The organism is Paenibacillus maysiensis (assembly GCF_000520815.1).
Taxonomy (GTDB): Bacteria; Bacillota; Bacilli; order Paenibacillales; family Paenibacillaceae; genus Paenibacillus; species Paenibacillus maysiensis.
The window spans coordinates 17,810-35,199 of record NZ_ASRY01000072.1; the positions used below are offsets into that span (position 1 = coordinate 17,810).

Sequence of the window (17,390 nt, forward strand, 5' to 3'; positions counted from 1 at the left end):
CATATGTGTTGTTATTAGTATAATTGAGAATAAGAGTATTTGTAATTAAGTACAAGATCATTATTATAGCCTTTAAATTAAACTCTAATACACATTGTGCAGTCAAATAATCAAATTTCCCATGAATATTATACTCAAGGGATCCCAATATTATTATTGCAATATAAAATTCTGCAAAAGGAGAACATACAGTGGAAATTACAAATTTTATTGCATTTAGGACAGCAGGTACTATTACTGTTTTGGTTACAGCTAATTTGCCAAGATCATGTGACAGCGCAAGAATTGTTGATAAATATCCTGGAGGTAATATCCAATATTTTGTAGATCCAGGGGAAGCACAAGTATTCATTGAATACAACTCTCCTCCTGAAATGTGTCCAACTGTTGTCGTTCCGTGGATAGGCCAGGTACAAATTCATGATGATTATCATGAAGAGGTTAGACTATTCATCAACCATGTTCCAATCACTTTGGCTGAGGTAATTGATGCAACACCTCATCAACAACCATCTTTCCAGACATTTCATCCTCTTGCTACACGGTAGCCATGCTTCGCCACCCCCTTCAACTTTAAAGGGGGTGGCTTTTTACTAAATACTTATTAGCTGTTTCGGCTAATGGAAAAATTGGTAAACTAGGTCTTGTCTACTTCCACATCGTCAATTATTGCCTTAGCATCCACATAAGCCTCGGCCAGAATGTAAGCAATCACTGCACCAAACGCACCGATTACGCCAGTCACTTGAATAACCGTGTCGTTACTGGCTCCAAATGCAGTAAGCAAGCTCGTTATCAGCGCGGCCAACAACGCCCAAAACTTACGCGAAGACAATTTCCGTTTCCAGTCGTTCATTATGCAATGCCCCCCTTCTTGAATAATCCCGACCGGTCAAGTAATGTGATCAGACGATAAAAGTCGTAGCTGCCGTCATTTGCCATGTCAAGCACTCCAGCACCTTTGGCGTTAATGCAGGCTTGTTCTGCCCACGCGGGTACTTTCGACAGCTTCGTTGCAGACTCCAGCACCTTAATACGGTCAGCCTGCTTCTGTACGGTGTTTTGTAACGCCTTAAATGCTGCTTTTTCTTCTGCTGTCATTTCCTCATCCTCCATATTTAATTTGTTCAATCTGGCCAACACAGCATTAAGCTGCGTCTGAGTTGGGCGCTTGCCCGCCCGGAATTGAGCTGTCGTAATTCCGAAGACCATCTGTAGGTGGGGCATATCTTTAAAACTCCCCCAATCACCCCCCCACTCAAGCCCAAGCTTCTTAGCTTCCTCAACGACCTCACTCCAGTCGGGCAATGAATCCTTATCATCATCGCGTAACGTGTCCCAGCTCACTGTTCGGCCATCTCGGAGCAACAGCGCAAAGTCAGCGGCGAACCCAAAATTATGATTGCTATATCCGCCTTGTGCTTTCGTCACGACTTGTCCTGGCTTTGTGCGACCTTGAGCATACAAAGCATCCTGCTCCGCATACGTCCGCAAGCCTTGGGTAATTAGCACCCAGACTCCTCGCGCATAGCAACGTTCAATCAGTTTTTCTAAAACCAGCTCAAAAACTGGATGAAGCCCTATCAAGCGTTTATCAGATTTTTTCTTTAGTTGTTCCAGCGTCAGCATCCTTGCCATCTCCTTTCTCGTTTAACTGCTGTAAAAAACTTTTAAGCTTAAACGGTAACGGAATGCCCATTGTGCCCAAATTCTCTACCACAGACAACCCCTCCCGCCCCACATAAAAGTAAATGGCGGCTGTGCGGAATATCGGTGTGCCTGGCTGTATCCAATCATCGATTTGTGCGGCTAATCCCACCACAAGCAAGACCGTAATTTTGCGAATGCCGCCCCAAAACATCACGTCGCTATTGACGCTTTTCGTTTTTAAGGCTCCCAACACACCAAAAACATAATCAATCGCCATCATTATAAGCAGCACGCGAATGGACTTATCCCACCCACCCAAAAAAGTGACCACCAGTCCAACAAGCGCAGACCATCCCCCTGCCGCTGCTTCCTTTTCTGACGCACCGGCGATAGCGGTCCATACGGTGCTGCCAAACATTTTAATTTGGCTCACTACCTTTTCCCCCTTAAAAAATAAAGCCCCAGACCACTCCGAGGGCAAAAAAATAGCGCATCCGATTGGATACGCCCTTTACGCTTCTAATTCTGTTGATTGTTCTGCCGCCTGTATAGCTGCTGGAGTCACATGCGCAGGCTCAGTAATGCCCAAGTCTGCTTTAACCTGATCCTGCAATCCTACTGGTACATCCTCAATTGTACGACGGCCAGCAAGGATAAGATGTACAAGTGTCGTCGCGAAAGCTTTTTTAATCTGCTCATTCATGCTATCACCTCCCCTCATGAGCTGCGTGAGAATAAAAAATAGAACCCGCTCCCAGATTCTACGTAACATTGCTTTGTTCCATAACGATCTGGATAAGCCCGGCTATGGCTTCTTTGTTGTCCAAATCGGATTGCTGAAGCTCCGCCACCTGATCGGACAAAGGCTTCTGAGGCACAGGGACTGGATCATCGGGTTTATCTGTTGGAAAAGTAAAAAGCATACTCTGTGTGGCTGGATCTACTCGATAAGCAATGGCCAGAGCGAAGTCCTCTGTGTGTTGCCCATATTCCAACTGCAAAACGCCTACTTGCTCCCTGTCCAAGGCTTTTATTTCAGGATAAAAACCGAAATCATCATCGACCGTCGATTCAATTACATCTCCCTGCGCTTCTCCACGAATCAAGAGGACTTCCCCTGTAGTTTTCCGATAAAAAATACGTCTTCCAAATTTAGTCATCCTTTTCTCCTCCTTATTCGATTGCCCACCATAAAGATATTCCCGCTTCATATCTGCGAGGTGCTCCGCTATAGATTCCAGACTTGACAAATACAGTTACAGTGGTACCCGACAAACTGACCGTTATACTCCCGTTTGTATTGCTGATGTCTCCTTGTGCATCCGACGCTACCGTTATAAGACCTGACGGCAACGAAAACTGATTCCATCCACTGCTCATCGAAATTATAGCGTAGACGGATGCTGATACCCGAATGAACAACCTACCTATATTAAATCCTGTGGGTAGCTGGAATGTCCTTGTCATGACGGCTGGTAGAGCTGCAGTTTGTCCCCCATCAGGCTCACCGTTAATCGACAGATTTAAATTGCCGTTAGCATACTTTTTAACTGGCATATTGTTTAATGAGGCGACTATTTGATCGGCAGTCATATCAGTATTGGCGCTTCCTCCCTTGCCGTTGATCGCGCCTACAATTTTATTTTTAAGATCAACGGCTTGCGTAAAAGCCTGGTCTGCCCGACTGTAAGCTTCATTCGCTCGATCATTCGCAGCTTTTACCGCACTAGGCGTAGCTGCCTGATCTGTAGCTGTGCTGCCGGTAGAGGTATTAAGCTGCACAATCCCTCTCGTCTGTGTTGACGCTGAAGGCAAATCCGATGCAGGATGTGTATGTGCCTTGGGAGCTGCATACTGCTCCGTATACTTCTTGGCGTTGCCCTCTGCTGCATTCCATGTTGCTTGTTTGGCGGCTGTGACGTGAAGGTCAGTATCAGCAGCATGATTGTCCAGAGCTTTCTTGGATGCAATGTCATTCCCAGCCGGATCAGTTTTGATGCTTTCCAATTGGGCGGCCAACGCTTGGTCATTTTCATAAAGCGTATCAATCGGTACATTCAGAACATCTGCATGCCCTTGGTCTGTGGTAACAAAACGCCTCGGTTGCTTTATTGTCATAACCCCTCTCCCTCCCTATCAGTAAATGTCATCAATTTCAAAGATAAATTCCATATCGCTGTCCTTGATCTTATTCGTCATGGTTCGTACGGCCGTCAGCTTCCCGGCTGAATCTACCAATGCCAGCTCATTAATTGTTTTCCCGGCTAGTTCAGTTTCAGCCAGTGAGCAGACGTACCGGATAGTGGCCGGGGCAATGAATTCATAACTGGTAATATCCTTTTGCAGCAACTCCGCTTTTAAAGCCTGCTCAGTACCATCCAACGGCAGCGGCTTGCCTTCTGTGTCCACTCCACCGCTACCGAATGCCATTTTGACCACCTTCGTTAGTGCGCCACCCTCTGCCCGCGCTCGGGCCATCTGCTCCCTGGCGTATGCTGTTGTGATGGTTAAAATCTGATCTGCCATAATGCCCTCCTATATAGTAGAGATTTTTTCTGTGGAGCTGAGCAACCTGCTGCCATCTAGCGGAACACTTCCGTTCAACAGCCAATAGTTCTGCCGAACCTTTACAATGCCTTCCTGTCGGTTCTGGATCGGATGGTTCACCTTCAGCTCCAATCGGTTCCGATATCGTTGGCGTTCATCGGTCCATCCCGACAAGGATGCAGCACCGTTCAATAACTCAATACCATCCAAATACCAAGGGCGTCCCCCGAAAAAACGAACACGGAAGCGAAAATGAATATGAGAATGGATCTGGAATGCATGATGAAAGTCAATATGAATCGAGGGCAGAGCCTTGTTTATGTGAACAGGCCGAATGTACTCAAAATCCTCCATTAAGCTTTTAATATCTAAAGCCGAATCGACTGAGTAAACAAAACGAATTTGCTTGGTGAGAAAATCCTCTTGGACGTCTAACAGATTTCCGTACTTCCTGCCGATCAATCGTAGCGTGGGCAGCGTAAATGGCCGCTTGGCCCAACGTTTACGACGTATAGCTTCACGGCGCTGCTCCAGTGTCCCAATCTGCTCCTGTCGGAAGTATATCCACTCCCATATCGGTAGCGACCAAGTAGCCCGTTGTAAGATAAACTGGTTGCCTAGATCGTCAATCGACTTTTCTCGGTCATCTACGACCAGCTCCATAACGCCAAAATGCCGCTCGGCCATGTCGATTTCGTACATGTGCGGCGGCAGCATTTCGCGATATCGCAGAGGTATCATGTCAGGATCACCTCAATATTCAAAACAGATGTGGCCGGAACCTCAATGTCTTCGGTGGCTCCATTAAGCGTAAGGCTTTCGTAATCCTCCACGCCCTTAACAAGTAGGGCTGCACCGACGTAATTATAAACAAGCTTTGTACGGCCAAGGGCATACTCAGCAATTCGCTGCCTGATCGGTTCCACCAGTTCGGCAAGCGGGAGGACCGTGTTTAGCTTCGCCTCCACACGAAGCGTAAACACTGGAGCAGGATGCACTTCAAGATCGTGGCCACCAATCCGCTTGGTTTCCCACATATCTGCTTTAACCTTAGCAGCAAATTCTTCTGTTACAGGTTTACCCTGCAGGTCAGTCAAATACAAGTCTATGGACACGTCACTGCGAGCCTTCTCCACGGCCACAGCACCACCGACGCCCTCCAGTTCCTTCGCCCAGGTCTCATAATCCTTACGCCGCCCACTGCCTTCCTCCGTGAAGGCACGCTCCAGCATCCGCATACGGTACGTATCATCGTCCTCACCCACTTTACGGGGCATTCCGTCCGACCAGCCATGACCATCCAGAAACTCGCCATCTGCCCAAATGGGAAAAGCCTGAAGGAAAGCGTACGTTAACAGCTCCATTTGCTCTGAAACTTCCATAGCGATGGGATACCATAAATCATAAAAATACTCTCCCGGATCCGTCGGGGGTGGAGGTAGACCGCGTTCTTGTGCCAATGTAATCGCCCGGTTGACCCATCGGCGGTAAACTTCCTCTGGGGTTTCCTCCAAAATTGCCATCGGTGGCAGTGCCGGCAAATCCGTTAATTTAACATTCACAGTTCAATCGCCTCCTCCAGCTCCGTTTCTCCTGCAAGACCAGTTAATTTAATCCGTAAATGCATGTTCTGGCCGTCTCGCTCCATAGACAGCACCTCGGATTGAGAGATTTCAGCATGTGCAGTCAGCGCTTCCTCAATATCCCGTTTGATCTCGACATCCTCCCAGTTGGCCCACTCAGACCGTTCCACACCTATTTCCTCATCGTATACAACATACTGGAAACGCTCTGTATTGAGGATTTTGAGCGCTGTCTGCACCAAGTATTCACCATACGTAGCTGTCTTTTTGGGACGGCCATCGTCGGTGGTTGCCATCTGCCGCGTGCGATAGTCGATCACGTACGTCCATTTGGTTTCAGATGCTACGGTTTCGGTCAGCTCCACCTCGTCCAATGCGGAAAAGTCTATATCCGGAAATAACGTTTCATCGTCAGCCACCAGCGCCCACATCCTTCCCGTGGACGTAGTACCGCTGTCCGCTCAGCCTGGAGACAATCAGCCGATCACCGACCTGCAAAGGGCTGGGAATAACCAACTTGCCACGTAATGAGCTGCGTGGGGCCTGCTTGTAAGGCTCCCCTGTCTCGTATACCACCCCGTTAGCCAATACGCCTGTAACGCTGCCTTTGGCTTCATCGCCCTCCAGATATTCAGCAGCTATGAAATCGGCTTTGACTTCCCGGTCTAACAGATAGTCAGCGAAGACTAGCTTGTCCGCCGGATAAGGGGCCAGGTCACCATCCACCTCTATTGACGGGCTACCGGGCCAGCTCAGCAGTGTGGCCCTCTCTGTGTCTCGCGCATCGATGTCGTCTTTGGTCTTTTCACGCAGCTTCCTGAGTGCATCTTGAAGCATGCTATTCCCTCCTCTCCAGTTCCAACGTGACTGTGTACATTCCGTTTTTATAACTACTATCCGCCGTCACTACAATCCATTTAGAGGTATGGTCCGTCTTGGTGAGAACGAGCCAGCCAGAGCGCAAGCCAGACAGCGTATGGTCTTCATGTCGAACGGTAATCTTCTTGATCTGCTTGGCGGTAGAAAGAACTTTCAGCCGCTGTGTTGCGATGATCTCCGGCTTTTCATCCTCACCAACCTCGATGATCTCTTCCATTCGACCCATCGCCTTCACCGCACCCGCTGCCGTTTTGGTAACAGCAGAAGCGATCTTGTCGTCTTTCCATTTCTGCGCGGTCACGACTGTGTAGGTGTCTTCGATGCTGTATCCAGCAGTGCTGGAGGTCATTTGTTCAGGTACAAAAATAGGGACCTTGTTATTGGTCCCCTCTCGCATCACTTGCAGATAAAAGCTCTTTTCCGTCCGAATAACATCCACATAATATCGGTAGCCGCTACGCTCATATGCCTTTTGCAGCACATCAAGAACGATCTCTGAATGTGCCATCGTCCCATATCGTTCGTCCAAGCTGAATCCCAAAGAAGGACAGCGGAAGTCAATGCCGGTCGTCTTAATGTAACGTTGCAGCTCCGCTCCAGCTTCGCCTTTAAGATAAGGCCGCGTCCCCTTGTTCTTGCTCAAATACCAGCCAATCTCCCGCGCTTCTAAATCCCAAGCGTTTGTAAATTCATCCTGCTCATATTTGATGATCGGGCCGTGGAAAAACTGGTTCTTGTGATGAAACAGAGACTTGCCGACCTTGAACGAAAAGCACATCAGCATACCGGCTACCTTGATGGAGGTTGCATTGCGAAGCCGCACCGTGGCACTACGGGCGATCTCATCACGGACGGAAGACCAGGAGACTTCCTCAATTGCATCCGTCAACATCTGCCGGGCATTCTCCTTCCCGTATACAACCGCGAAACCGTCCATCATACATCACTTCCCTTTCGCTTTGGAAACCTTGTCCGAAATTCGCTTTTTAGAGCCAGTATAATCAAACGATCCTTTGGCGTTGGGGTTCTCCTTGGCCTTTTTGCTCTTGTCTCCGGCCTTCTTTTTTTTCTTATCCTTTTTTTTATCATTCTTTTTGTCCTTCTTGCCCGTAGTATTAGGGCGACTTTTGGACGATTTGGTAATAACCGTACCTGGCTTGAGAACCTGCTTAGAGTTGGAGTAAGAAACGATTTTAACAGGCTTATACTCTACAAAAGAGTACGTCACATGTAGATTGGCCTGACCGTCCTTATAAGTCTGGTCCATGCCTTCAAATAGCATCGTTTGGCTAAACAGGTTCTCAAAATTCAAAACCACCGGTTTTCCCTTCCATTGCTCCAGCAGCTTCCACGTCACTTCCGGCGTCTTATAAGTCACTGTTTGCTTGCTATCCGTCTCCCAAATTTCTTCCCAATAGCGAGGAAGAATGGCAGAAAAAGAAACCCGTTTCACTTTGGAAATGGGTTTCCCTGTGCGCTCCTGACCAGTTATGACGGTAAATGTTTCTACCTCATTTCCGCTGGTAATCTGAATCTCTGCCGGGGTGATCGGAAAGGTAAGACGGATCTTGCCTTGCGATAGTGCCAGCATCGCTTATCCTCCATTCTCCAATACTTTAATCAATTCCTCACCAACCACCTTGCGAATCAGCGCTCGACCTTGTGGACTACTAAACATTTTTGCAAATTCTACAAAGTCGGTTATTCCCTTCGCGAGTTCACCGAAATCAATATTGATATTCTCAATGCTTATTGACTTCGGGGCGGCCGAAACGGATGGATTAAGCATCTGTGCCATCGGCATCATACTGGCCGTACCGATCTGGCTCGGTCTGCCGACTTGTCCGCCATTTGCGTATGGACGAACGCCCATGATTATTCCAGCACGTTCCCAAAGCTCGCGGCCCCGACTGCGGCGACTAGCTGACAGCGGAATGATCATTTCCGGACCAGCTTCGCCGACCAGGCCGACGTGTGGACGGTTGATATAACCACCGTGGGCATAAGGACGTGGCTTAGGTGTCGGTGTAGTACCACCGCCTCCACCGCCTCCAGAATTGGCATCTTTCGCATCCTTCATTTTCTGTAAGACTACGGCAACGCTACTGACTACAGAAGAAAGTGTCGGAAACTGGCTTCGCATCCCAGCAACGAAACGGGAAATAAGATCGCTCCCCCACCCGTTGCCTTGGCCCGACACGCTTTTAAGAGAGAGCAAATACTGCTTCGTCTTATCCACGGCCGTTTTAGCAGCAGAACTGACGCTATCAAAGCTCTGTTTGTTCTTGGCTGCACCTTTGGCCACCTCATCAGCGGAACCCTTTGTCGCAGTTCCTACAGCCTTAACGTTCTTCTGAGCCGTGGTGCTGTCGCTACTTTTCCAGACAATTCCCCACACGTTTTTAAGCGCGTCAAGCCGTTGCTTTACCTCTGGCTGGTCAGCGACAGTTTGCAAACCTGCCTTGAATCCCTTTTCAACGATGCTCTTGCGCACCTCATCACCGATCTGCTGCAGCCGTTCTTTCTTATGCTCTGTCAAGTTGTTAATCGTAATCTTGGCTTCCGGCGGCGGTCCAGGCTTCTCTTCCTTCTTGCCTGTGAACCAACTCTTCATACCATTCCACGCACCGATAGCGGTATCTACCACCTTACGAGTAGCTCCGCTCTCATCCGCGAATTTGCCAATTTTCTCCCCAACAACATTACCAATCCACGCGCCAGCCATTGTACCAAGAGGACCTGCGAACGAACCTAATGCACCACCAACAGCAGTACCGACAGCTTTACCCGCGATGGCGCCGCCCTGCGATGACACGGCCTCGCGCAAGCCTTTTTCTTTCGATGCTTCGTACAAGTCATAGCCTGCTGTTGCTATCCCTATAACTGAGCCAACAGCACCGCCAACCTTAGCGACTTTCCCAGCTCCTTTCAGGAATCCTTTCAGGCGGCCTCCACCCGATGGTGGACTTGGCGGCGGCGGTGGATTAGGAGGAACAGGACGACGGACGCGATATGGATTATCACGCGATCCCCGGGGGCTTGGGTTCGGGTTAGGTGGATTCGGCGGATTGGGACGAGGGCCATTAATGCGTATGCGACGTCTACCGCCTCCTGCCCCCCTACGCCCTCCACGACGGTTTCGCCTACGGTTGCGATCTCTGTCGCGGTCGCCGCCATCACCTGCCCCACCGTCGCCTCCATCCCCAGAGATAGAGCCGTTAATATAAACTTTGGTGGCATTAACGGTCATGGAAGCGACTGACCGTAGACCTCCCGAATGTTCGTCCAGTGGGTTACGGTTGCCAGCCAATTGCCGTCTTATACCACGTCCACCCATTCGCTCCCGTATTCGGGCAGCGCGTTGGGCTGGTGTTTCCTCGGGCGGTGGAGCTGGAGGTTCAGGAGGTTTCCGTCGAATCCAATTCCAACCGGCTTTGACTCCCCTGCCTGTCGCACTTGCTCCAGCCTTCCCTTTATCAACAGCCCATTTTTGTGCCGTAGACAAATCGTCGTTTAAAGCCTTCATACTCTTAGCGAAGGATGTAATGCCTTTAACCACCATCACCGCAGCCAGCCCGATTAGAGCCGTATTTATAGCCCTGAAATTATCTTTGTATACACCGATAGCTCCCGTAATTGCAGTGGAGACACCCACACCAAGCGCCTGTATGTTGTCCTTGTTTTCGACCAGCAAAGCATTAAACTCTTTCAAGGCAGGCAATGCAGCCGTTGTTATGTTCGCGCCTATCTCCTGCATTTGCAGACTCATTTCAGCGCGGGTCTGGATCAGTTCCGTCATCGGATTGGCGGCTTGTTGCTGATTGACTAAATTATCGGTTGTACCTTTCATCTCCGGTGCTTTTTGAAACGCAGTCCCAAACGTCTTCAGGATAGAATCAGCGTTGTCCTCACCTGCGCCAGAACCCAGAGTGACAAGAGACTCTTTTAACTGACTCCTCGTTTGACTGGACAAATCAGCTACTAAAGCCATGATAGCTCCCTGAGCTCGTTGCTTATCTCCTGAATTTATATCACCAGTAAATGCTGTTGCCTGACGTTGCGCTTCGTCTTTACCAGATCCTCGGTACTCAAAATACTTTGCCATGTCACCAGTGTTCAAAGCTTTGACTCCAAATGTTTCCTTGAAAAAATCCGCAGGCTTGTCGAAATTAAAGGCCCCACCCTTCACCGTCTGCGTTAGAAAATTACTCATTTGTTCTGAGTCAGTGCCGCTGCTGGAGAAGTAAGGACTGTATTCCCAAAACGTATCGAACAGATCCTGTTGTTTGTCGCCCACTTCTTTATAGGCATACATCATGCTATCAGCGACTTGGCTGTAGGATTCTTTAAAGCTATTCGACGCTTGGGATAGCGCCCTTTGAATTTCCTCTGGACCCGCATCAGGACGGATGAATTGAATTTTATTAGAAGCACTGGTGAAATCCATCATTTGGGACTTGTCCTGAACTAAAGGAGCCGCATCTGCCAGTTGGCGGGTGCCTTCCACACGGTCTGGAATAATGCCTTGTTTATATAGTTGGTCTACCATACTAAGACTTTCCTGACGGACGTTTTCTGGCATATATGCTGCACTACGCGCCGCCTCACGGCTATAATCCTGCACACCGCCAAACATGGAGTCAGTCAATCCGCCACCAAGCACAATCCCTCCAGCCAGTGCCGCAAGTGCAGAAACCTTGCTGGAGATATTGTCTACAACGGGACTGATTGCATCGTCAGCACGCAATTTAACATGTGCGTCACGAATGCTGCGGATATCTGCATCTGCTCTATCAGCAGAGCGCCGAAGATCATCCGCTCCTGCACGCGCACGACGAAAGATATCGTCGAGCTGGATCTGATTCATACGCCGCACTTCGTCGGACGCGCCATTAATCCGTCTGCCTAGATCGTCCGCAGACTCCCTCGCCCGGCGGCTACCGGATACAAAATCATCGAACATGCTGCCCGATGCCCGGCGAAAATTCATCAGATCGTCATGTGCGCCCTGAAGCATACGCCGCATATTTCGGACAGCTCCGGTAATCATATCCCTTGCCTCAAACGGTACCGTAACTGATGTAGTTGCTATAGTTTCCACCCCCTTCCTGTTTCGACATGACTATTTCCGGTTCATTCGCGCCATTTCTTCCTCGGCAATCATTGACGCAGCCAAACAAAAATAATACTGGCGTTGTTCATCTACTTCATAAGGCAAGACTTCGGCGGGCAGCTTCTTCTGGTTAACCCAAAAATGGGCTATCCAGCTCGCTTCGCCGTCTCGCCGGATAAGTTTTTTGCGTCAGCCAAAAGCGAGTCCTGAGTTTCTTTGAAATTACGTACAGCCTTGCTGAGTACAGCATAATCGTCCGTGTTGTCTAAAATACGTGGCGGTAATTCAAATTTACTCGTCGCACCGTACGCTTTCAGCAAGTCCTTGTTATTCCAGTCAAATTCGTGCTCTGTGGCCTTGACGATCATCACGTCGATTTCGTTAAAATAAGGCGACTTTGAATTACCATCCTCATCAAAAGAAAGATCATACGACCGACGTACGTCTAATGTTTTCAGGCGTTTTACAGACCAGTCCTCGCCATCGGCTTGCACCGTAATGATGTCGTCTTTTTGTCCTTCCTTGGCTTTGGCCAAATACTTCTGCAATTTGTCTTGATTACTCATGTTTAATTCCTCCAATTGGTTATGTTTTTTAGAAATAAAAAAGAGAGCGAATGAACCGCCCTCTTACTCCCACATATAATCCGGGAACTTTTCGACAAAATCGAAGTCCGTCGCTGTACCCTCTAAAGTAATATCGATGCCGTTGTTATCATCAATTTTAGCAATCAGGATGTCCATTTCTCCGTGGATGTGGACACCAGTAATTAATACTTTCTCCGTATTGCCTGTAATGCGATCTTCCAAACCTCCTGTAATACGTGCCAGGAACATTGTCTTACCCGCCTTAAAATCCTCCAGCAGTCGGTAGCGCAGCCGGGATTCCAGTTTGGACATGACGATTTTGACTGGGATTTCGTAACCCGTCAATTGCTTTGTTTTCGTCATACGGCGTGCTCTGACAATATCCAATGTTTCCGTAGTCAGCTTAACCTCAACTTCCTTAACAGTATGAATGTCCTCGCCGTTATCATCTTGGAGCGAGAGGTTTCGTCCAATAAGTTCGCGTTCCATCTATTATTCCACCTCCCAGTCAGTATAGAAAATTTCGATAGCATCCAGTGGTTTGGCGCCAAGTTTGAAGTATGCATAATCGTTCTCGCTTGTCTTATCGGGATTTTCCGAAAAACTGAATTTGTCTGCAATGGCCTTCTGCTGAGCACGGATTTTGAGATATTCCAACACCGCAGCAATAAACATGCCGCGTCCTTCTTTATCGTTATCCAGCTTGGCCTTCCAACGCTTGCCCGCTTCGTAAATATCGTTCATGACCTGGTCAATTGTGGCCGAAACGCGAATCTTCCCGAAGTCCTCACGTTCGTTCGGTCCGAGCGTGGTCAGGGTGTTAATAGCAGATTCGATAATGTATTTGTAACCATCTCGCGTAGCCATCAGCGTTCCCTCTGCCAGTCCCTTTAGCGCCTCAGTATGGCTCCAGTCCACTTTTGCCAATGTCATAGGCACTTCAACACCCGTAAATGACTTATTGGCAGGTGTACCCGCAACCAGCCCAGCCACCCATGCAGCCCATTCCACAGAACTGTACGTCTTGCCGTTGGTATGTTCACCAGCAAGAGAACAGTTAATGACATAACGGGCATTCATCGCACGGCTACGCGCGTTATGTGCCTCAATATCGCCGTCCGTAGAAGCAGGTCCAGCGATAACCAACGTCGCCAACTTATGGCCCTTATCGCGTCGATCCAGCAGCCATTGTTTAGCAGCCGCTTGGACAGCCGGGTCAGTAGCAGATAAGTACAAGACATCAAACGTCAGGCCATACACCCGATTAAAGATACGGTTCCAGTCTGCAGCCGCAAGCGTAGCTGTTCCAGTAGTACCGCCAGCCAGCTTGGTATAGTCCGTATCGGCCAGCGCAGTCGCGCCAGTGTCTTTAAAACGAACCATGACAGACTTTTTAAGAGCTTCCACCGCAGCAGCCTTGTCAGCAACTAAGTATGTTTCCGTGTCATATACACCCTTGGTATCGCGTATAACAATTTCCTTCTTGGTTTCATCGATCAGTGCCGGACGCACCATATATTCAAAGTCGTTGCCTCGTGTGCCTGGATAACGCGCTTCTACGGTGTAACTGTCAGCAACAGCTACCGATGCAGCCTTTTCTTCGCCGTTTGTAACCCGGTAGCCGATAACAGTCGCCCCGCTTTCGGCAGCAAGCTCCAGTACATCCACAAGCTTGCCGGACTCCTTCAGGCGCTCAGAATCATCGGCCATATCAACAGCCTGATTCGGTGCGCCCCATTCTGCTTGATACGGTATCAGTACACGGCCAGTTGTGGGAACAACACGGGACCGCGCCTTTACCAGCAGCGCAATATAAGCGCTGGGTCTAGCCCGCTGAATTGTCATTTACCGTTTCCTCCTTTGCTTTTTTTACTTGTGGTACTTGTGGTTTAACAGGCACAGAAGCAGAGGCTTCCTTGACCGGATGCAAATACGCATCCAGTCTTTGCTCCACTTCTGCCCGCGAAAGCAAGGCGTCAGCAGCGTAATCAAAAAGAGCGCCGGCAATCTCGTAAGGCTCTGCCTTCAAGACCGCTGCGCTCTCAATCCATTCCTGCTTATTCCGTTTGTTTAAATCCTCAGTCATGCGTCAAATTCCTCCCCGTTGTGACTGATATAAAAATTGTTAATCTTCTGAGTTGGGCTGCCATCGTCATTGACCAGTGACTTCGGTACACTGAGCAAATATGAGTACCTAAAGGTGACCTCTACTTGATCGGCCTTTTTCCTGGTTCGTGGCGGCTCAATGACCAGCACAACCCCAAAACGCTTGGATGCCACGTTAAACCGTTGCTGCCGCAAGTAGAGGAACAACGGGTCAAGATCAAGCGGTATAGGCTCGCCTTCGTCTTCTTCAGCAACACGCTCCTTGTCATAATGGAATACCAGCCCCACATCTTCGATGATCCGGTCAGCTCGCGGCGTATGCACCTTGTCTGAAACAATATCTGTCTCGATGAACACGGCGGGTAATTTAAAGTCACCAGCCAGCCATTTAGAACGATCTCGCAGAATAGACAGATCAGGATACACCCGCCGCACGATCTCAGCCCAGGCTTTTACTCCCACATCCATCATCAGCGCAACATCCTTTCCAGTTCAATTTCCAGGCGGCGCATGATGAGTTGGTTCATCCCGCCTTCCAAATGCTCGACAGCAATATCAAAGTAGTGGCGACCTATGAAGCTGCGCGGCTTGGCCATGAACCCAGTTTTGGCAGACGGATCATACACGAATGAGCCTCCGCCGTTCCAATAGCCCGGAACAAAGTGAGTCTTTTCAATCGTGTAACCATCATTCACAAGTTGGGCATAGGGAAGATTGGAGCCAAGCTCCAACGTGATCGCGTTGCGATCTACGTCCCACTCCCACACGTTGTTATCGTCGCCACGGGAAAAGGACTGCCACATGGCCCCGGTATCGATCAGGTCCTGACGGTCGATTTCATCAATAATCAGGTTGAGCAGCGTTTCCCCTGCCGCTTCAGCAATGTTTCGTAAGATGCGCTCCATCCCTTCATCGGCTATACGCCGAAAATGTCGGGCCAGTCCATCAAAATCATGCACGGTCATTTCCCTTCACCTCACATGTTACAAGCAGTTCACGCCAATAACGGCGCGGAATGGAGTCAATGACCAGGTATCGGCGGCCCAACAGCACCACTTCGTCGCTTAACCGGATGTCGGCTCCCAGCGGTACTCCTACCGTCTTTTTGACGATGTACATAACCGGCTTAGAATCTGCTTTCGCTTCCGTCTGTGTTTTCACGACAAAGCATTTTACGTCAGTCACCTTACCGGATTTCCGATCGTCGAACAGGTCGTCATCATCCCGTTTTTGCCCAACACGATACACGGCCAGTGGCGTTTTAAAACGGTGGTTCATAATACATACGCGGTGATGTTACCATCATCCGGTCCAGTCTGCTTTTTCACCCACAAAAACAAGATAGCGTCCACATCGGGATTACCCGTTGTCTTGCCCTCTACAGCCTGCCGGGTGTACGTCCAAGCTCCATCACTCTCGGACGCGTAATTACGCGCCACAGATGCAAGATATTCCTCACTGTCTTGTAGGGCTAGTCCCTCAGCCAACTTGACCCAGGCAAGCATAATCTGCTTGTCTACCGGATCGGGGAAGGGAATGGGCAGATAAAGTTCAATACGCACTTGCGCGTCGTCAATGTATTGTTGTAGTAGCTCTGCCGGTGCCTCTTGGATAGGGGTTACTCGACTACGCTGTTGGAGTATTGTTGGCGTCAGCATTTTTACCGTCAGCCCCTTCAGGTTTCGCCGGATCACCTGCAGGTGGCGTATTGTCGGTAGGTTTACCTCCACCGCGTAGCGCAGTGATCAGATCCTGTGTATTCATGTTGCTAAATCCCTTAATCCCAGCAGCCTTAGCTTTATCTTTAAGCTGGATCAACGTAAGGTCTTCCAGCGGAATAACCTTTTCTTCCTTGATATCAAAATCCGAGCGTTCACGAAAATTTTTAACAACAGATTCACTATCAACCAGCACCGGAACTTTGGCCGGGAAGCGGATACCGTAAAGCATCAAAGAGGTGTTTTCCCCTCGATATGTGATATAGGCCATTAAAATTCCACCCCTTCGACGTATGCCACCGCTCCTGGCTCTTCGAAGATAGAGTCGTAATCGGAATGGATAGCGTAGAAACGCTTGTCCGCGAGAATGGCTTCTCTGCCCTCGGTCGTCTTACGAATCTGCATATCGTACGTATTGACCAAGACAAAGTTCTGTTGGTACGTAAAGATGATAGCTCCCTCTGGCATATGAGCTACTTCCTCAACCTCATAGCTGTTCACCTTCTTCACGCCGCCCGTAATCTGCAATTGGATGGATGCACTGGTGTCCTTCTCAGCCAAAGCCTGAAGCCGCTTAGAAAAGGTATTCGGATGCATGAAATACTTAAATACACCACCAGTACGCAGACGAGTTGGAATCGCACGTTCCAATTCAAACAGTACACCCTTTTTCTGAGGGTCCTTCAACGTGGTCCAATCAATGTAATTGCCTTTGGTCTTCGCATGTTTCAACCAACCGTTATTCATACTTAGGAAAGCATAATCCGGGTCTGTATTCGGCGTAGCAGTATCCCCGTTAAACCCAATATCCTGCATATTTTCACCATAGTTTTTGGTCATGGCTGCCATAATAATATCCTCACCGTTCTGACCACGTACACGAGCGGTTTGACGGATAAATTCCTCGGTGATTTCGAATGGCAAAACAACTGGCTCTACGGCATACGGAACTTGCGGTAATGTTGGGGTAGGCGTATTGTCAGCCATAATATTTTCCTTTTTGCTGCGCAAGTTACGGCCAGTAACACCGATTTTGTCAAGTGTACCTTTAGAGCTGATCTTGTTAACCGTTCGAATCCCCTTTAGAAACTCCGTAGATTCATAAGCCATTTCGGTAAACTTGTCCACCTGCTCATAGTTCAGGGCTGTTTGGTCCGACGTAGTCGTGATGGTAGACTTAATAATTTGTCCGTTTGTTCTCATATAT

The 17,390-nt window shown here is 48.9% G+C and carries 25 protein-coding genes; 1 reads left to right on the plus strand and 24 read right to left on the minus strand.

Translation table 11 applies throughout. From position 1 onward, the window contains the following. The first annotated feature begins 191 nt into the window (after nucleotides 1-191). Complete coding sequence (locus L696_RS0104555) at nucleotides 192-548, plus strand: hypothetical protein (protein WP_025682585.1); 357 nt, start codon at nucleotides 192-194, stop codon at nucleotides 546-548. Nucleotides 549-637: 89 nt separating this feature from the next. Here the strand turns inward: L696_RS0104555 and L696_RS0104560 are convergent, their stop codons facing one another. From L696_RS0104560 to L696_RS0104675, 24 genes are all read right to left on the minus strand, one after another. After that, nucleotides 638-856, minus strand: coding sequence for a hypothetical protein (locus L696_RS0104560; RefSeq protein WP_025682586.1), 219 nt, complete (start codon nucleotides 854-856; stop codon nucleotides 638-640). After that, entirely contained in the window at nucleotides 856-1,638 is a 783-nt protein-coding gene (locus tag L696_RS0104565) for a M15 family metallopeptidase (RefSeq protein WP_049827273.1), read from the minus strand. Before L696_RS0104565 ends, L696_RS0104560 begins: the two co-directional genes overlap by 1 nt. Further along, nucleotides 1,595-2,083 (minus strand): phage holin family protein, encoded by a 489-nt coding sequence (locus tag L696_RS0104570; protein ID WP_025682588.1) that lies wholly within the window; start codon nucleotides 2,081-2,083, stop codon nucleotides 1,595-1,597. Before L696_RS0104570 ends, L696_RS0104565 begins: the two co-directional genes overlap by 44 nt. Nucleotides 2,084-2,161: 78 nt before the next feature. Continuing rightward, nucleotides 2,162-2,353: a CD1375 family protein gene (locus L696_RS0104575; RefSeq protein WP_025682589.1), complete on the minus strand. Its 192-nt coding sequence runs from the start codon at nucleotides 2,351-2,353 to the stop codon at nucleotides 2,162-2,164. Between the two features lie 58 nt (nucleotides 2,354-2,411). Beyond that, nucleotides 2,412-2,810 (minus strand): hypothetical protein, encoded by a 399-nt coding sequence (locus L696_RS0104580; RefSeq protein ID WP_025682590.1) that lies wholly within the window; start codon nucleotides 2,808-2,810, stop codon nucleotides 2,412-2,414. A 13-nt stretch (nucleotides 2,811-2,823) separates the two neighbouring features. Beyond that, the gene (locus L696_RS31765; protein WP_025682591.1) at nucleotides 2,824-3,768 is read right to left on the minus strand and encodes a tail fiber protein; all 945 of its coding nucleotides are present in this window, start codon (nucleotides 3,766-3,768) and stop codon (nucleotides 2,824-2,826) included. Between the two features lie 18 nt (nucleotides 3,769-3,786). After that, on the minus strand, nucleotides 3,787-4,176 hold the full coding sequence (locus L696_RS0104590; RefSeq protein WP_025682592.1) for a phage tail-collar fiber domain-containing protein: 390 nt from the start codon (nucleotides 4,174-4,176) through the stop codon (nucleotides 3,787-3,789). Nucleotides 4,177-4,185: 9 nt separating this feature from the next. After that, nucleotides 4,186-4,938, minus strand: a complete 753-nt coding sequence (locus tag L696_RS0104595) for a putative phage tail protein (protein WP_025682593.1) — start codon at nucleotides 4,936-4,938, stop codon at nucleotides 4,186-4,188. Then, entirely contained in the window at nucleotides 4,935-5,759 is an 825-nt protein-coding gene (locus L696_RS0104600) for a baseplate J/gp47 family protein (RefSeq protein ID WP_025682594.1), read from the minus strand. Before L696_RS0104600 ends, L696_RS0104595 begins: the two co-directional genes overlap by 4 nt. Beyond that, nucleotides 5,756-6,199, minus strand: coding sequence for a DUF2634 domain-containing protein (locus tag L696_RS0104605; protein ID WP_081750681.1), 444 nt, complete (start codon nucleotides 6,197-6,199; stop codon nucleotides 5,756-5,758). Before L696_RS0104605 ends, L696_RS0104600 begins: the two co-directional genes overlap by 4 nt. Next, complete coding sequence (locus L696_RS0104610) at nucleotides 6,192-6,617, minus strand: hypothetical protein (RefSeq protein WP_025682596.1); 426 nt, start codon at nucleotides 6,615-6,617, stop codon at nucleotides 6,192-6,194. The genes L696_RS0104605 and L696_RS0104610 overlap by 8 nt, the downstream gene beginning before the upstream one ends. A gap of 1 nt (nucleotide 6,618) precedes the next feature. After that, the gene (locus L696_RS0104615) at nucleotides 6,619-7,599 is read right to left on the minus strand and encodes a hypothetical protein (protein ID WP_025682597.1); all 981 of its coding nucleotides are present in this window, start codon (nucleotides 7,597-7,599) and stop codon (nucleotides 6,619-6,621) included. Between the two features lie 3 nt (nucleotides 7,600-7,602). Then, entirely contained in the window at nucleotides 7,603-8,250 is a 648-nt protein-coding gene (locus tag L696_RS0104620) for a hypothetical protein (protein ID WP_025682598.1), read from the minus strand. Between the two features lie 3 nt (nucleotides 8,251-8,253). Next, complete coding sequence (locus L696_RS0104625; RefSeq protein WP_245233292.1) at nucleotides 8,254-11,760, minus strand: tail tape measure protein; 3,507 nt, start codon at nucleotides 11,758-11,760, stop codon at nucleotides 8,254-8,256. A 158-nt stretch (nucleotides 11,761-11,918) separates the two neighbouring features. Further along, nucleotides 11,919-12,338 carry a hypothetical protein gene (locus L696_RS0104630; RefSeq protein WP_025682600.1) on the minus strand — a complete coding sequence of 140 codons (420 nt, stop codon included), beginning with the start codon at nucleotides 12,336-12,338 and terminating at the stop codon, nucleotides 11,919-11,921. Between the two features lie 63 nt (nucleotides 12,339-12,401). Then, on the minus strand, nucleotides 12,402-12,848 hold the full coding sequence (locus L696_RS0104635) for a phage tail tube protein (protein ID WP_013372007.1): 447 nt from the start codon (nucleotides 12,846-12,848) through the stop codon (nucleotides 12,402-12,404). A 3-nt stretch (nucleotides 12,849-12,851) separates the two neighbouring features. Beyond that, nucleotides 12,852-14,204, minus strand: coding sequence for a phage tail sheath subtilisin-like domain-containing protein (locus L696_RS0104640; protein ID WP_025682601.1), 1,353 nt, complete (start codon nucleotides 14,202-14,204; stop codon nucleotides 12,852-12,854). Then, on the minus strand, nucleotides 14,185-14,445 hold the full coding sequence (locus L696_RS0104645; RefSeq protein WP_025682602.1) for a hypothetical protein: 261 nt from the start codon (nucleotides 14,443-14,445) through the stop codon (nucleotides 14,185-14,187). Before L696_RS0104645 ends, L696_RS0104640 begins: the two co-directional genes overlap by 20 nt. Further along, a complete protein-coding gene (locus tag L696_RS0104650; RefSeq protein ID WP_025682603.1) occupies nucleotides 14,442-14,936 on the minus strand; it encodes a hypothetical protein in 495 nt (164 codons plus the stop codon). Before L696_RS0104650 ends, L696_RS0104645 begins: the two co-directional genes overlap by 4 nt. After that, nucleotides 14,936-15,430 carry an HK97 gp10 family phage protein gene (locus tag L696_RS0104655; protein ID WP_025682604.1) on the minus strand — a complete coding sequence of 165 codons (495 nt, stop codon included), beginning with the start codon at nucleotides 15,428-15,430 and terminating at the stop codon, nucleotides 14,936-14,938. The genes L696_RS0104650 and L696_RS0104655 overlap by 1 nt, the downstream gene beginning before the upstream one ends. Beyond that, on the minus strand, nucleotides 15,417-15,743 hold the full coding sequence (locus tag L696_RS0104660; protein ID WP_025682605.1) for a hypothetical protein: 327 nt from the start codon (nucleotides 15,741-15,743) through the stop codon (nucleotides 15,417-15,419). Before L696_RS0104660 ends, L696_RS0104655 begins: the two co-directional genes overlap by 14 nt. Further along, complete coding sequence (locus L696_RS0104665; protein ID WP_025682606.1) at nucleotides 15,740-16,123, minus strand: DUF3199 family protein; 384 nt, start codon at nucleotides 16,121-16,123, stop codon at nucleotides 15,740-15,742. Before L696_RS0104665 ends, L696_RS0104660 begins: the two co-directional genes overlap by 4 nt. Then, nucleotides 16,092-16,454, minus strand: a complete 363-nt coding sequence (locus L696_RS0104670) for a Rho termination factor N-terminal domain-containing protein (RefSeq protein ID WP_025682607.1) — start codon at nucleotides 16,452-16,454, stop codon at nucleotides 16,092-16,094. Before L696_RS0104670 ends, L696_RS0104665 begins: the two co-directional genes overlap by 32 nt. Then, nucleotides 16,454-17,386 (minus strand): phage major capsid protein, P2 family, encoded by a 933-nt coding sequence (locus tag L696_RS0104675; RefSeq protein ID WP_025682608.1) that lies wholly within the window; start codon nucleotides 17,384-17,386, stop codon nucleotides 16,454-16,456. Before L696_RS0104675 ends, L696_RS0104670 begins: the two co-directional genes overlap by 1 nt. Nucleotides 17,387-17,390: the final 4 nt, after the last annotated feature.